The following is a 14,205-nucleotide window of genomic DNA, read 5'->3' as shown; positions in this document are numbered from 1 at the left end:
TCAAGTTCCTCAGCGGTCGTCCACGCCCATGTGTTGAACGAGATAGTTGTCGTGCAGCTCGTGCGACCAGAGCACGTCCGGCCGTTCGTAGAACTGGTTGCTGACGAACAGGATGTTGTATTGCTGGTTGTACTCGGCGTCCCGGGTCAGCGGGGTGAAGTCATGCGCCAGGAAGAACTCGATGACGTCGAGCGAGCGCCACTGTCCCTGCCACATCGCGCGTTCCTCGACCTCGATCAGAACCGCATCGGTCCGTCGGAGCAGTTCGGTGGCTCCGCGCAGTACCTGGCCGGATGCTCCCTCGACGTCGATCCACAGGCAGACCGGGCCGGCCTGCGGATCGGCGAACATGCCGTCCAGGCTGATGCCGTCGACGGTGATCAACTCGTAGTCGACATCCGGGTCGACCCTCGGCAGGATCGAGCTGTTGCCGGTCACTCTGCGCAGCTCATCGCCGTGGCTGCGGGTGCGCAGATGGAACGTGACCGGGCCGGTCCGGTCGGTGGCGGCCACGTTCAGGTACTCGATGGCCAGCTGAGCGAAGGGCAGTTCGGCCGAATACTTCGCGTGGTTGTACGGATTGGCCTCCATCGCGACGATCCGGCACGTGGGGTTCGCCTCCCGCAGCCGCCGCGACGCGTCGGCCCGATAGGCCCCAACCTCGACGAACAGGGCGGGCTCGGACATGCCCATCAGCTGATGAAAATAGTCGGCAACATAGGCGGCGGAATTTGCCCGCCCGTTGAACATGTTGCTGAAATGCGATGCCACCAATCGAAGGTGCTGATCGTAGAGCCGTGCGGTGGCCCGCAGCGCCGGCCCCATCAGAAAGTCCTCCCGTCTGTCCGATCAATCCAGTCGCACAAGCGGCGCACACCCTCGGGCAGCATGATCCGAGGAGTCCAGTCCAGGTCCCGCCGGGTCTCCTGGATCGTGCACGAGGCGTGCCGAACATCCCCGTCGCGGAACCGACCGTTCACCTCGGGAGCGGGCGCGCCGTAGTGCGCCGCGACGACCTGGGCGAGCCCGAGAATGCTGGTCGCCTCGCCCGAGCCGACGTCATACGGCTCGGTGTCGGGTTGGTGGACGCCGGTGCCGGCCACGAGGGCCGAGGCCACGTCGTCGATAAACACGAAGTCGCGGATGATGGCCCCGTCCTCGAAGACCGGGATGACCTCGCGGGCCTTGGCCTTCTGCGTGAACAGCGACACTATTCCGGTGTAGGGATTGATCAGGGACTGACCCGGCCCGTACACGTTCTGCAGGCGGAAGAGCACGGGCGTGACGTTCATCGCCAGCGACCACGACCGCACGATGTGCTCCTGCGCCAGCTTGGTGGATCCGTAGATACTAGTCGGCGAAGGCTGGACGCGGTGGGAATTGAAGGGCGTCGCGGTCAGTCCGGGGAAGTCCCAGGTACCGGCTTCCAGCATGGCGCGGGGCCGCTGACCGGGGTAGACGAGCCGGCCGTCCGGATCCGCCCAGGCTCCTTCCCCGTAGACGGCCCGGCTGGAGGCGAGCACGATCCGGTCCGGCAGGGCCGAATGCCGGACGAACGCGTCGAGCATCTCGGTGGTGCCGACGACGTTGACCTTCGCGTGCCGGGAGGCCTCTGTCAGGGACTGGCCCGTTCCGGTCTCGGCGGCCAGATGGATGATCACGGTGGGCCGGACCTGCGCGAGCAGGTCGTCCCAATCGTCCGCCGAAGTCACGTCGCCCCGTACGAATTCCACCCGCTCGTCCAGGTCGGCCGGGCGATGCCGGGTCGGATGGATCTGCGGGTGCAGGTTGTCAATCGCGACCACCCGGTCGAAACGGTCGGGCAGGATCCGCGAGACCGCGCATCCGATGAATCCGGCGCCACCGGTGATCAGGCAGCTAGTCGTCACGGTGTGTGTCGTCCTTTGCGATGGTGGCGTCGGCCCCCGGCACAGTAGGGGTGGCCTTGGGAAAAATCAACGCGACCGGGGTGGGCCCGGCTAACTCCGGCCAGGCGGTCACCGGCCCCGCACCGACAGGCTGGTCAGCGTCCAGGTGCCGGTTCCGTCGGTGCGGGTGATGGTCAGAACCGGTTCGGTCGCAGCGGCCGGGATCCCGGCGAACAGTACGTTCTCACCCTGCGCGACGCGGATCGAGGACTGCTCCGGGCCGACGGCAGTCACTGAAGAGACGGTGATCGTCCCCGGGCTGTCGGCCTGGACGCTCAACCGAACGGTAGCCGCATCCGGGGGTAGCGACGAGAGAGTCGCGGTCACCGGTTCCGACAGGTCTGGCCCGGAAACGTCGAGCGTCGCGGCGCCGCTGGTCGACCACTCGCCCAGGGGCCGGCCCTCGCCGGCATCGAAGGCGACGGCCGCCTGCCACATCGCGGTGTCCGGGGTCACGACGTTCAGATTCCGCTCGCTGACCAGGGTGATGACGACGTCCGGTCGGTAGCTCTCGACCAGGGCGGGCAGGTTAGGTGCCTGGGCCGGCTGGTCGGCCCAGTGCCGCACCATCATCGTGCTTCCGAAGGCGGCTGCTAGATAGGGCGACATCAGGCTGGTCGCGGAGTCCGCGAGGATAAGCGCGCGATGGTCGTTTCCGGCGGCCGGGTTCTCGGTTTGCAACGGCATCTGGGTGATGTCCAGGAACTCGTCGCCGGCCGCCATGCGCCGGGTGCCGTCAGCGGCGATCACGGTGTAAGACGGCAGGGCCGAGGCCAGCCGGGGCACCACCCAGTTGTTGGGACCGGCTGCGCCGGTGATGCCGGCGAACTCGTTGAACGCGTCGGACTCCGTGGTGCCGGTGACTGTGGGGAGCGGCAGGGACCCCAGGTCGGGGTGGTCGGCCTGCAGCCGGTCGATCATCGTGCTGAAGCCCACGATTGAGCCGTACGGGGTCCAGTGGCTGTTGAGGCGCGAGTAGGTGTCGGCCGTGGCCCGGGCCGCCGTCAGCTCCGGACGAAGGTCCATGAAGCTGGTCGGGTCGGCGGCCACGAGCTGGTCCAGGATCGTCGGGAGCCGCTGCCCGTCCGTCCACTCCGGCATCTTGTCGGCGTACACGCTCCAGGTCGCCGGCACGACGACGAATTCGGCGGCGATCCCACGGTCCCGCAGCCACTGATCGGTGGAGGTCACGGCGCCGACCGTGCTGGCAATCTCGTCCGGCGAGTAGAAGCGGCGGCCCATTGCCTGGGCGAAGTTGGACATGAAGGCGTCACCGAGGAACAGGTAACCGTCGCGTCCCTCAACGGCCAGACCGGGGTGCGCCGCCTGCGCCTGGGTCTGGTCGAGGTAGATCCGGTCCTGTTCGGCCGTTGGGACCGGGTGGTTGCCCAACTGATCGCCGGGCGATTCGGCCGATGGCGGGTCCGGCGGCACGACCGACGGTGAGTTCGGCGGCAGGGCCGGAGCCGGGGCCGGCTCGGACGACCCGCCCGTGGTCCTTTCGGCCGGGTCGTAGCGCATCTCGTACACCACCGGGAGCACCCAGCCGGCGATCACGACGACGAGCAGCGCACCGACGATGGCGATCCAGCGCAGCACGTGTCGTTCACGGGGTGCCACGGGTCTCCAATGCGCGACTCGGGCCGTCCGTGGTCACTGCATCGGCCGGCGGGTTCCCGGCCGGCGGGGGACCCGCCGGGTCGGTCGGCCGGTGGTGGCGGTAGGGTCCGTCGTGGTCGATCTCGACCCGATCGTCGATAGAGTGCGAGACCAGGTTGTCGTCGCGCCGATCCTGGGCCAGTGCCGCCGCGTCCTGGCGCAACGTGTGGGCGAAGTGGGTCGAGGAGTAAGCCGGATTGACGATGGCCCGTTTGATCCGTTGGTTGAGGGGACGGAAGCGCACCTGCAGAGCCGCCAGCCATCGAGGCGTCCAGTTCTTCAGGCTCAGTGCCGGTTTCTCCAGCAGGTGCCAGCTGGTGAAGGCCGCAATATGGCAGAGCACGACCACGACGGCGTGATAGGCGAACCACCCCCAAGTGTACACGCCGAAGAAGGCCACGAATTGCTGTATTGGCCAGGCGTAGATATAGATGCCGTAGGACAGGTCGCCGTATCGTTCCCAATTCTGTAGCGGAAGTCGAATGGCGGCCCACATCAACACATACAGGAATGCAAACTGTCCGTATACGTTCCATCCGGATGCGATGAAATAGGTGAAGATGGCGATCGCACCGGCCGCCATGGCCAACCGGTCGTCAATAGGTATTCTGCTGCCCCAGATCGCGAACATCATGCCGGCGAAGAACGGCGTCAGCACCATGACCGAGTAGAAATCGGACATCAGCGGATCGAGGATAGCGATGTTCGCGTTCACGGACAGGAAGGTGAGGGTGTTCAGCGTCAACATCAGCAGGAAGGCCAATGTCGCGACGATCCGGTAGCCGAGCAGGCCGAACAGGCCCATGACGCCGACGATGATGTAACCCTTGAACTCGTAGCGCAGCGTCCACGCCGACCCGTTCCAGTCGTAGCCGCAGCACTGCTCCAACGGCAGCCCCTTGCCCAGCCCGTCGATGTTCTGCTGGTTCAGGCTCATCCACATGTTGTTGGCGAAGTACGTCAACGGTGATTCGACCGGCGAGCTGATATAGCCACGGATCGTGCCGGTGACATGCCACCACGCGATGGGCGCGAGCACGAAGGCCACCAACAGCAGCGAGGCCCAGAACGCCGGAAAGATCCGCAGGGTTCGCCGCCACAGGAACCGGAAGATCGTCGAGCGGCCCATCCGACTCCGGGTGATCAGGAAGCCGCTGAGGAAGAAGAACCCGCCGACGGCGATGCCGCCCAGGGATTGTTCGTCCGACCATTGGGTGCCCAGGTTCTTGCTGCCGTAGAACCCGGCCAGCGGCCCGGCGTGGGAGAAGATGACCAGAAAGGCCATGAACCAGCGCAGGAATCCGATGCTGTTGTGCCGGGGTTGGAACGCCTGGTCGAGAGTCAGTGCCATCGTCGGCCCGTCATCGCGCCTTCCGCATGCGCCGACCGGTCCGCACAGTGGCGCGAGCGGCGTGGTAAAAGGGCCGCATGAAGCGGCCGAACCGCGGGTACGACCGATCGACCGAGTGCTTGAGCAGGGCCAGCGGCGGTTCCTCCGGCGGGGGCGGCGGCGGCGGGCTCTCGAGCGCGGCCCGGGCGCGCTCCAGGTAGTCCACCGCCTCCTGGGTGTGGGCCGGCAGCATCGACAGGATGCGCTGCAGCTTGTATTCCAGGAAGACGTAGTTGATCGATGCCCAGTCGGTGTTGAACACGCACTGGATCCTGAGTCCCGCGTCCAGGACGGCATAACCGTACAGTCGTTCGATGACGTGCCCGAGCATGCCGTCCGACCAGCCCTCGTGCTCGGCCGCGAACTGTGAATAGTCGAAGTCATGCCTGGCCAGCTTGGCCAGGGACTCCGGTCGCGCCCAGAACATGGTGCCGTTGGGGGCCAGCGGCGTGGTCCGGTCGAAGATCGTGTGGATGCCCAGCTGGTCGGCCAGCTCGTGGGCGGCCTCGCGGTTGGTGAACCAGGAGTGTCCCAGGGTCGGGAATCCGATGTTGACCACCGGCGGGAAGACCATGCCGAGGCTGGGCTGACTCTGGAACATGCCCAGGATGGACGCCACGTAGCCCGGTGAGGACAGCAGGTTGTCCACCGAGTGGTGCTTGAACAACTGCCCGAGATTGGCGCCGTTCTGCGGGGACTTCTTCGAATGGATCTTGAGGACCAGGTCGTACTCGCCGGAGGTCAGCACGTCGCGGCAGGCGATGAGGAAGGCGCTTTCCGCGCGCCCCCGATTGCTCTCGACGAGCCGCACCTCGACCGATTTCAGTGCGTACGCCTCCAGGGCGGACTCGATGGCCTCCTTCTTGGCGGCGCTCGTCGTCGTGACGACCAGATCGAAGGGGACGGGAATATTTCCGATCCAGCCCATCATCTCGTCGGTCATGTCTTCATAGAAGATATGGGCCAGCACACAGATCCGCAGCGGCGGATCGGGCCGGAATCCGGTGTCGACATCGGGCACGACCGACAGCATCGACATGTTGGTGTACAGCGTGCGCGGCTCGGCCGAGCGCACGACATTGCGCCAGATGAGATCCACCGGATAGTCCGTGCGGGACACGATCTCCATGACCCGGCGACCGAGAATGGCATTGCGCTCGAGATAGGTAGGCTCGTGGAAGAACATGCGCCGCTTGAGGATCGGGCACCGGTCGCCCAGCATCAGATCGGCGCTGTCGAAGACCGGATGCGTCGTCGGATATCGGCTCGGATCGAACAGGATCGAATACCGGAAGCCGCGATCGGCAAAGTGCTGAGTGAATTTTGACTCGTGCTGCAGGATTGAATCCGTGTACGAGGTCACCATGGGCATCTTGTCCCAGTACCAGGCGAACTCGATCGAGGTGAACATCGTCTTGCGAACGGCGATCCAGTGGGACTGGATGTGCAGGGGAAGGGTTCCGGTGGTGTCCGGGAACGGGTTGGGGTCCACTTCTCCGTGCGCGGTCAGGCCCCAGAAATCGATGTCCTCCCGGGCGTCCATCGCCGTGAACGTCTCGGCGAACGGAAAGATCGGGCCGAAGAACGTGTAATTCATCAGGATGAGCTCGTCGTATTCGGCGAGCCGGTCGCGACCGAAGGCCTCCATCGCCTCCTTGTAACCCCAGACGTCAAAGCCGACGTTCTCGCGGGCCAGGACGGTGTCGGCGACGTCGGCGAGTTTTTCCCGCCCCTCCGGCGTGAGGGTGGAATTGGAAACGACGAAGATGTGGTCCGCGAACGGGCGCAGTGCGTTGAGTTTGTAGGGAACGTAGTCATCGACGATGCCCTGGGCATCGTAGAACAGATAGAAGATGACGCGCCGCACTGGCTGACCTACCTCCTCATGGGCCGAGGGCCCTCCTGCGGGTGAACGCGCAGGAGCACCGCCGCGGACCCCATGCATTGACAGGACGCATTGTAACGATCGCACCGGCTCGATCGGTGACGCGCGACACGTCCGTCACGGCCCGGACGTCGGGACCGAGCTGGGGTGTGAAATCCCGACCCCCACGGGGTGGATGCTGAGCGGCGCCGCGCCGTTGTCAGGATTGCTTGTTCAACGCAGTTGACCGGCAAGCCTGCGGTCGAGCAGCGATTCGAGCCGCTCCACCCTCTCGCCGAGCAGGGCAAACTGGGCGACGATCCGGTTGTTCTGGCTGATCAGGTTGCGATTCATCTCGACCAGCTGGCGCAGCAGCTCATCCTGGGTGCCGTGCAGGTGGTGAACCGCCGCGGCGAGAGAGGTCTGGGTGTCTCGCATCGAGAGCAGTTCGGTGTCGATCTTGTGCACGGCGCCGGCGATGTGCGCGCCGCGGGCCTGAGCGATCCTCGCGTCCCGGTCCTGCAGTTCGCTGACGAACAACAGGTAGCCCAATCCCTCGTGCCGGGCCAGGTCGGCTCGCAGATAGCGATCACGGACCAGGACATCCCAGCGGGTGTGTTCGTCGCCCTCGACGCTGTTCCGGGCGTCGCCGACCGACGCCGGGCGGCGGTGCCAGAAGGCGAGGGGGTTGCCGTCGATGAACCCGACCTCGCCGTGACGGAGCAGCCTGAGCAGGAAGTCCCAGTCGGCCAGTACCGGCAGCGCCTCGTCGTATCGGCCGATGGTGTCCAGCACGTCGCGCCGGTAGACCAGCGAACCGGTGTGGGTGTAGTTACGCACGATCGTCTCGAGCAGGGTCACCTGATTACGGTCCGATGCCAGCAGCTCACGGCCCTCGGTGACGACCGTCTCGCCGTCGATGCGCTCGTAGATCACCTCGGATCGAGTCGCAACGGCCAGGTCCCCGGTGCGCTCGAGATGATCGACCGTCTGCGCCAGGAACGACGAGGCCCAGGTGTCGTCATCGTCGAGCACCGCCACGTAGCAGGACGAGCTGGCCTCCAGCCCGATGTTGAGTGCCGCCTCGCGTCCTCGCGAGACGGTGTTGTGCACCACCTGGAAGCGACCCAGCGCGCGGTCGGCGACCTGGGCGACCGCGTCGTCGACCGGACCCGGATCCCCAGTGTCGTTGACCACGATCACCACGTAGTCGGCGTACGTCTGAGCGGCCGCGCTGGCCAGTGCACGAGCTAGGAGCAGAGGACGATTCCTCGTCCGCAGGACAACCGCGACCTGCGTCTGCTGATCGTGCTGAGCGGGCATGTCGACCCCATTCGCGCCGGATCCGGTTTCCAGGCCACACTACGCCGGGGCCCTCGGCGGATCGTGGCGATTGCGCGGCCCGTGTCGCGCTGTCCGGGTCGGCCCACCATGGAGTCACCTCCACGGTGCGAGGGTCAGGCTCCGCCGTGGTGAACGGCGTAGATCCAATGCTGCGACCCTGACCAATTGAATTCTCCGGTCAACTCCAGGCATTCCATATCTAACTCCTTACCGGATACGATGTGATCCAGTTCGGGGATTCTCTGGGCGACCGTGCACGGCGATGCCGTCATGACGAGTATGTCTGGACTCGGGTTCGAGAATTTTATTTCTGGTGCGTTTGTCCAGTCGAAGGTGTAGTACATTCCTGCGCGGTTCCAGGTATTTTCGTTCGTACCTTCGGGATCCAGGCGAAGCCAGTTGTGACGGTCTGGTCCCATCTGTTGGCGGGCGGACAGCGATGGTGTCCCGGTCGCCGTCAGGAGCGCGTCGACATAGAAAGAGTCCGTCGCCCACACCGCACCCGCCTCGCGTGCTTGCCGGCCAGCTGACAGGAAGTCGCTCGCGGCGTCGCTGGCCCGAAGGTCGGCCAGGCCGAACAGAACCGGGACTGCTGTCGCGGTCATGACACTGGCCGCCAACCCGGCCGCGGCCAGGGAGTACCAGCGGTCGGGCCATTGCAGGAGAGCGAAGATGACAAGGCCGACTGCTGCGGCACTGAGCCATATCATCCAGGTGGCGAGATCGGGCAGATAGATTGCCTGCAGTGAGCTACCGGCAACGGCTGAGGCCAGGGCAGCGACCCCGCCGGCCACCGCCGGCACCGCCCGCCGCTGGGGTGTCCGCCATTGCGTCATGTAGAGGCAAAATGCGATGGTCGCCACGAACCCGGTCGCGTTGGTCGCACGATAATACGGAACACGATTGGCCAGCGGAATCATCTCACCTACGGCGCCCCAGGAGACGGTGCACCAGGTCAGCCAGAAAGTCGCTAGGACCACCAGTGGGATCAGTGCGGCGGCTGTTGCGCGATCTGAGTTCCATCGCTGCGCGACGAAGGCAAATCCGATCACGACGAGCAGAATTGTAAAAGAGCTGGCGATCTCGGTCTGGTTGGTGTTGAGGGCGGTCGTGCCCACGGACTCCATCCACCCGAAGTTCGTCGCCCCGAAGACCGCCCCGATCTCCTGCCCCTGCCCAGTCGATCGACGATCTCCTGGATACACGGTGGCCAGGACCGCACTCAACGAATCCCAGTTCTCGAGCGCTGTGAATAGTGTGAACGCCGCTCCGGAAAGGGCCAGCGGTCCCAAGGCCAATAATCGATTGCGGACGCCATGATTGGCAAAGAACAGGTAGCCCGCAGTGGCAAGGACGATCGGCGGGCCGACAACGATGGCAAGAGGTTGATAATACGACGGGAAGCGCGCCAATAGGATTCCGGCGGCTCCTACCGAGAGGACTCCCGCGATCCACTGACCGCCCACGAGGCGACGAGCAGCAAAGATGCCCAGCGCGCAGCCCGCGACAATAAAGCCGATGGTGTTCACTGGACGCCCCGACCACCACATGCTCGACGGCGAGAAGAAGATGAGAACGGCCGCCAGGTAGCCCCACCGGTACTTGCCGGTGATTTGTTTGAACCAAACCGGCATGCCAATGAACAGCAAGACCGTGGGAAGCCACCATTTCATGGCGAAGAGCATCGCGTCGGGCAACCAGGGCCCGAGCATGAGCAGCGTGCCGTCGAAGAAGACGATTCCGGAGACCGGTCCGGCCGGAAGTTGGGCGAAGTAGGCAGGTGAGACGCTCAGCGGATCATGCAGCTGGGCGAACCCTTCAGCCATCTGGCCTAGCCAAAGAGCGGACTCGGTATTGTACTCGTCGGACCTGATCAGCTGCGATTGGCCCAGCTGAAATCCGAGGGGTGCTGCGGGATCTTCGCGGAGGAAGGGTGCGCCGATGCTCGAGGTGGTGACGCCGACAATGATCAGTGCGGCATAGATCACCAGGGGGACGAGGATGACCCGATGACGCCGGAGAAAATTGAACGCTCGTTCAATGGGAGACCGGATTGTTGTCAGATCCCCTGTTCGCGCCGCGCTCATCATTTCCGCCCGGTTCAGCCAAATCACTTTTCGGAACGCCCATCGCGGCCCAGCCTGCTGAATTCGCGATGCGCCGCTCCCAGCATCCGGCGTGAGAAGCGGCTTCCAAGACTACGCCGGCGTGGACGTCCACATTCGTAGGCCGCCCCCCGGTCGCACAAGCCAGGCCAGGGGGTGCGCCAGGGAGCCGACGCGATTGCCGGGCCGGTCAGCCGTCCGCGGTCGACAGGATGACCGAGCACGCCACCGGCCAGGTGTAAAGCTCGGTCGGCAGGATGACGAACGAGTACATCCCCGACCCATCAAGGCGACACGCCTCGATCGCAGCCGGCAGTTGGGCGTCAAGAGTTGGCGTCGGTCTGCGGTAGGTCGAGGATTGGAATTGAGTGATGCCCGGCCAGAGCAGTGCCACAGCAATGACGCCGGCCAGGATCCGACCGGCAACGGGAGCGCGGCGTTGGGTCGCGGCAGCATCCGCGATCGCTACGACGGCGACGGCCAGGAGCAGCAACGCATTGAAGGCATAGCGCTGCCCCCAGGTGAGCGGACCGAACTCGGTGGGCATGCGCGTGTTCGGCCAGACCAGGTACTCGATCAGCGAGTACCACACGAGGGCGTGAACGAGGGCAATCACGGCGATCGGTCGGCGACGGACGACGACAGCGGACGCAACAAGTATCCCGATCAGCACGCCGGCGCCGACGATGGCCGCGCGGAAGGGGTGGGCCATCGCGAAGCGATCGCCGAGTTCTCCACCGACGACGGTCGCGAAGCCAAGCCTGACGATCGCTTGGTGGATCAGCTCGTCGATGGTGAGCTTGGCCACCGCCGTCGAGCGCGACGCGCCCTGCACGACCAGCATCTGACCGGCCAACCCGATCAGCAGCGCCACCGGCGCGATGACGTCGCGCTTGGTGGTCCATCCGGCGGCACGGATCAGGGCCAAGGGCACGAGCACCGCGGTCAAGGGATCGCTGAGCGCGGCGGCCACGACGGCCACCGACGCGGCAGCAACGCTCGCCGGGCCGCGAAGACGGCTCAGCAGGGCCCAAAACGCCGCGTACATCAGCCACCAGTGTGAGTCGGCGACGTTGAGGGCGAGCTCCAACGCAGAGGCGGGCATCAGCAGTGTTGCCAGCCACAGCACCACGGCGGCCGGGGCGGACAGCCACCCACGCGACCAATGAAAGGCTCCCACGAGGCACAGAGATGTGACCGCGGCCGCCGCCAGTGCCATCGCGATACCGGAGTCAGGGAGGTCGACGGTGTCACGGACGATCCAGGCGGTCACGCGGGGTATGAGATGCATGTACCCCGCGTAAGGCGCGAAGAAGACGGATCCGCCACCCTGGTCGTAGGCCTGGGCGAGGAAAGTGTTTCCGTCCTCGGCCCAGAGGACGAAGCGGGTGTCCGCGGGGACCCGAAGTACCATGACGATGGTTCCCAGAACGAACAGCGCAGGATTGGCCCACTGCCATCCCGTCGGCGGGTCGATCGGTGAGAACAGCGAACTGAGCCGCGTGCGCCCAGTGGCCAGCGCCTTCACCAACCGCCCCACCGAGCCCCTCGGTCTCTGGTCCTCGTCCGGCCTCGGGGGTCGTGTGTGCGCCACCGATCGGAACCAAGCAGGCTTCATGCTGTCACATTCGATCGGCTGAGCCGGCGTGCCCGGTCAGGATCGGGCCAGGCCTCCAGTATCGTGTTGACGACCGGCGCAAGCTGCGTGAACTCGCTCGCAGGGCCGGCGCCCCCGTTCGCAGCTCCGCGATGACCGCCGTTCGTCAGTGTTTCGCGGGAGCCTCCCGAGACCAGGGACAGGTTGGCAATATGTCCGAAAGTAGCTCGGCTCTGTTTGCGTACGACCTGGTCATCGTCGGCGGTGGCGGGCACGTCGGATTGCCTTTGGCGATCGCGTTCGCTGATCGCGGTGCGTCGGTGTTGATCCAGGACATCAGCGTAACCGCCGTGGCTGCGGTGAACGCGGGCGAGCTGCCATTCGTTGAGCCCGGGGCCGAACCGATGTTGCGGGCGGCGTTGGCGGCCGGCCGGATCCGAGCGTCCACGAATCCGGCGGTGGTGGGTCAGGCAGAGCACGTGGTCGTGGTGATCGGCACCCCTGTCGACGAGCACCTGAACCCGGATCCGAAGGCGATCCCTCGAGCGCTGGCGCAGGTGACGCCGTTCTTCCGGGACGGTCAGTTGCTGGTGCTGCGGTCGACGGTGTATCCGGGGGTGACGGCCCTGGTGGAGCGCATGGTCGACGAGCTGGGGATCGACATGCCGGTGGCGTTCTGCCCCGAGAGGATTGCCGAACACCGGGCAATGGAGGAACTGTTCAGCCTGCCCCAGATCGTGTCCGCGCGCACGGATGCCGGGTTGAAGCGGGCGGAGGCGTTGTTCGGGCGCCTAACCTCGACATTGGTGCCAATGTTGCCCGAGGAGGCCGAGCTCGCGAAGTTGTTCACCAACACCTGGCGGTACATCAAGTTCGCGGCAGCCAATCAGTTCTACATGATGGCCAATGACCGAGGTCTTGATTTTGAACGCATCCGCGCCGGATTGACCCAGGACTACCCTCGTGCGGCCGATCTGCCGGGCGCAGGTTTTGCCGCGGGTCCTTGCTTGTTCAAGGACACGATGCAGCTCGCTGCGTTCAGCGACAATCAATTCGCCCTGGGCCATTCGGCAATGTTGGTGAACGAAGGTTTGCCGCTGTATCTGGTGAGCCGACTGGAAGACCGATTCGACCTTGCCGAGATGACAGTAGGCATCCTGGGAATGGCGTTCAAAGGCGGGTCGGACGACATACGCTCGAGCCTGTCGTACAAGTTGCGCCGAGTGCTTTCCTTCAAGGCCAAGGCAGTGTTGACCACGGATCCTTATGTCACGGTCGATCCTGATCTGCTGCCGTTGGAAGACGTGCTGACCCGGTCGGACCTGTTGATCGTGGCGACGCCGCATCCGCAATACCGAGGGCTGGTCGTGGACAAGCCGGTGGCCGACGTGTGGAACGTCCTGGGCGGCGGGGTCAGAGTCTGATGATGGTGGCGCGTCCAAGTCCGCGGGTGTCAGTGGTGATTCCGGCCTACAACGAGGGGGAGGGGATCGAGGCGCCACTGGCGCGGCTGCTGGAGAGCATGCAGTTGGACTGCGAGGTCGTGGTCGTCGTCGACTTTCCGGAGGACAACACGGTGCCGGTCGTGCGGCGATTCGCTGCGACGGAGCCACGCGTGCGGGCTGTGGTCAGCACCTACGGCAGGGGCCCGGCGAACGCGATCCGATACGGGATCGACGCGGCGCGGGCACCGACGGTCGTGGTGACGATGGCCGACGGGTGTGACGACCCGCGGCAGATCGATGAACTGGTTCGATTGGTGGAGCGCGGTGTGGTCGTGGCTGCGGCCTCCCGGTATATGCCTGGCGGCCAACAGGTTGGCGGTCCCCTGGTCAAGTCGGCCATGTCCCGGGCGGCCGGACGATCGCTGCATATGCTCGCCCGAGTGGGCACCAGGGATGCGACCAACTCATTCAAGGCCTACGACCGGGAGTTCGTGCGACAGGTCGGCATCCATTCACGCGACGGCTTTGAGATCGGGTTGGAGCTGACCGCGAAGGCCCGGCGGTTGGGCCGGCCGGTCGCCGAGATTCCAACCATCTGGTTGGACCGCACGGCAGGCAAGTCGAACTTCAAACTGCTCCAGTGGATTCCGCACTACTTGCGGTGGTACCGGTTCGCGTTCCGGCCCCGGGTCGACGTCGACACCCTGCGCGCCGAGGCCCAGGCGTTGGTCCAGGAACGGGATCGCCCGATCGCGGGCGCCGAGACCGATGCGGTGGCCCCGTCCGGACCGTCTCACGAACAATCCGAAGAAAAGGTGTCCGGTGGTGAGCCCGTGGGCCACCCCGTACCTCACGAGAGGAATTGAGCACTAC

Annotated in this window: 10 protein-coding genes; 2 read left to right on the top strand and 8 right to left on the bottom strand. The window is 65.3% G+C overall.

The genetic code is table 11. From position 1 onward, the window contains the following. Nucleotides 1-9: 9 nt before the first annotated feature. The 8 genes from NAMU_RS20830 to NAMU_RS20795 all read right to left on the bottom strand — a co-directional run bounded on the left by NAMU_RS20830 (nt 10) and on the right by NAMU_RS20795 (nt 11,821). A complete protein-coding gene (locus tag NAMU_RS20830) occupies nt 10-771 on the bottom strand; it encodes an FkbM family methyltransferase (RefSeq protein WP_169312533.1) in 762 nt (253 codons plus the stop codon). 53 nt (nt 772-824) lie between these two features. Next, nucleotides 825-1,889 carry an NAD-dependent epimerase/dehydratase family protein gene (locus tag NAMU_RS20825; protein ID WP_015749312.1) on the bottom strand — a complete coding sequence of 355 codons (1,065 nt, stop codon included), beginning with the start codon at nt 1,887-1,889 and terminating at the stop codon, nt 825-827. Nucleotides 1,890-1,997: 108 nt separating this feature from the next. Next, complete coding sequence (locus NAMU_RS20820) at nt 1,998-3,548, bottom strand: alginate O-acetyltransferase AlgX-related protein (RefSeq protein ID WP_015749311.1); 1,551 nt, start codon at nt 3,546-3,548, stop codon at nt 1,998-2,000. Next, on the bottom strand, nt 3,535-4,872 hold the full coding sequence (locus NAMU_RS20815) for an acyltransferase family protein (protein ID WP_217180543.1): 1,338 nt from the start codon (nt 4,870-4,872) through the stop codon (nt 3,535-3,537). Before NAMU_RS20815 ends, NAMU_RS20820 begins: the two co-directional genes overlap by 14 nt. A gap of 76 nt (nt 4,873-4,948) precedes the next feature. Beyond that, nucleotides 4,949-6,922 (bottom strand): rhamnan synthesis F family protein, encoded by a 1,974-nt coding sequence (locus NAMU_RS20810; protein WP_138180376.1) that lies wholly within the window; start codon nt 6,920-6,922, stop codon nt 4,949-4,951. 153 nt (nt 6,923-7,075) lie between these two features. Further along, nucleotides 7,076-8,164 carry a glycosyltransferase family 2 protein gene (locus tag NAMU_RS20805; RefSeq protein WP_015749308.1) on the bottom strand — a complete coding sequence of 363 codons (1,089 nt, stop codon included), beginning with the start codon at nt 8,162-8,164 and terminating at the stop codon, nt 7,076-7,078. Nucleotides 8,165-8,298: 134 nt separating this feature from the next. Further along, nucleotides 8,299-10,299: a DUF7657 domain-containing protein gene (locus NAMU_RS20800; RefSeq protein WP_138180374.1), complete on the bottom strand. Its 2,001-nt coding sequence runs from the start codon at nt 10,297-10,299 to the stop codon at nt 8,299-8,301. 181 nt (nt 10,300-10,480) lie between these two features. Beyond that, the gene (locus tag NAMU_RS20795) at nt 10,481-11,821 is read right to left on the bottom strand and encodes a hypothetical protein (RefSeq protein WP_138180372.1); all 1,341 of its coding nucleotides are present in this window, start codon (nt 11,819-11,821) and stop codon (nt 10,481-10,483) included. Between the two features lie 278 nt (nt 11,822-12,099). On the opposite strand from NAMU_RS20795, the gene NAMU_RS20790 reads away from it, so the two are divergent. Next, nucleotides 12,100-13,311 carry a nucleotide sugar dehydrogenase gene (locus tag NAMU_RS20790; RefSeq protein ID WP_015749305.1) on the top strand — a complete coding sequence of 404 codons (1,212 nt, stop codon included), beginning with the start codon at nt 12,100-12,102 and terminating at the stop codon, nt 13,309-13,311. Further along, entirely contained in the window at nt 13,311-14,198 is an 888-nt protein-coding gene (locus tag NAMU_RS20785) for a glycosyltransferase family 2 protein (protein WP_138180370.1), read from the top strand. Before NAMU_RS20790 ends, NAMU_RS20785 begins: the two co-directional genes overlap by 1 nt. Nucleotides 14,199-14,205 lie beyond the last annotated feature (7 nt).

This window comes from Nakamurella multipartita DSM 44233, from assembly GCF_000024365.1.
Taxonomy (GTDB): Bacteria; Actinomycetota; Actinomycetes; order Mycobacteriales; family Nakamurellaceae; genus Nakamurella; species Nakamurella multipartita.
Note: the sequence above shows the minus strand (reverse complement) of the source record. Positions and strands in the feature narration are given on the sequence as shown.

What these genes read in the sequence shown, in the direction of transcription:
- NAMU_RS20805 (WP_015749308.1), bottom strand. Translation starts at nt 8,164, where the DNA reads ATGCCCGCTCAGCACGATCAGCAGACGCAGGTCGCGGTTGTCCTGCGG.
- NAMU_RS20790 (WP_015749305.1), top strand. Translation starts at nt 12,100, where the DNA reads ATGTCCGAAAGTAGCTCGGCTCTGTTTGCGTACGACCTGGTCATCGTC.
- NAMU_RS20785 (WP_138180370.1), top strand. Translation starts at nt 13,311, where the DNA reads ATGATGGTGGCGCGTCCAAGTCCGCGGGTGTCAGTGGTGATTCCGGCC.
- NAMU_RS20810 (WP_138180376.1), bottom strand. Translation starts at nt 6,922, where the DNA reads ATGCATGGGGTCCGCGGCGGTGCTCCTGCGCGTTCACCCGCAGGAGGG.
- NAMU_RS20815 (WP_217180543.1), bottom strand. Translation starts at nt 4,872, where the DNA reads ATGGCCTTTCTGGTCATCTTCTCCCACGCCGGGCCGCTGGCCGGGTTC.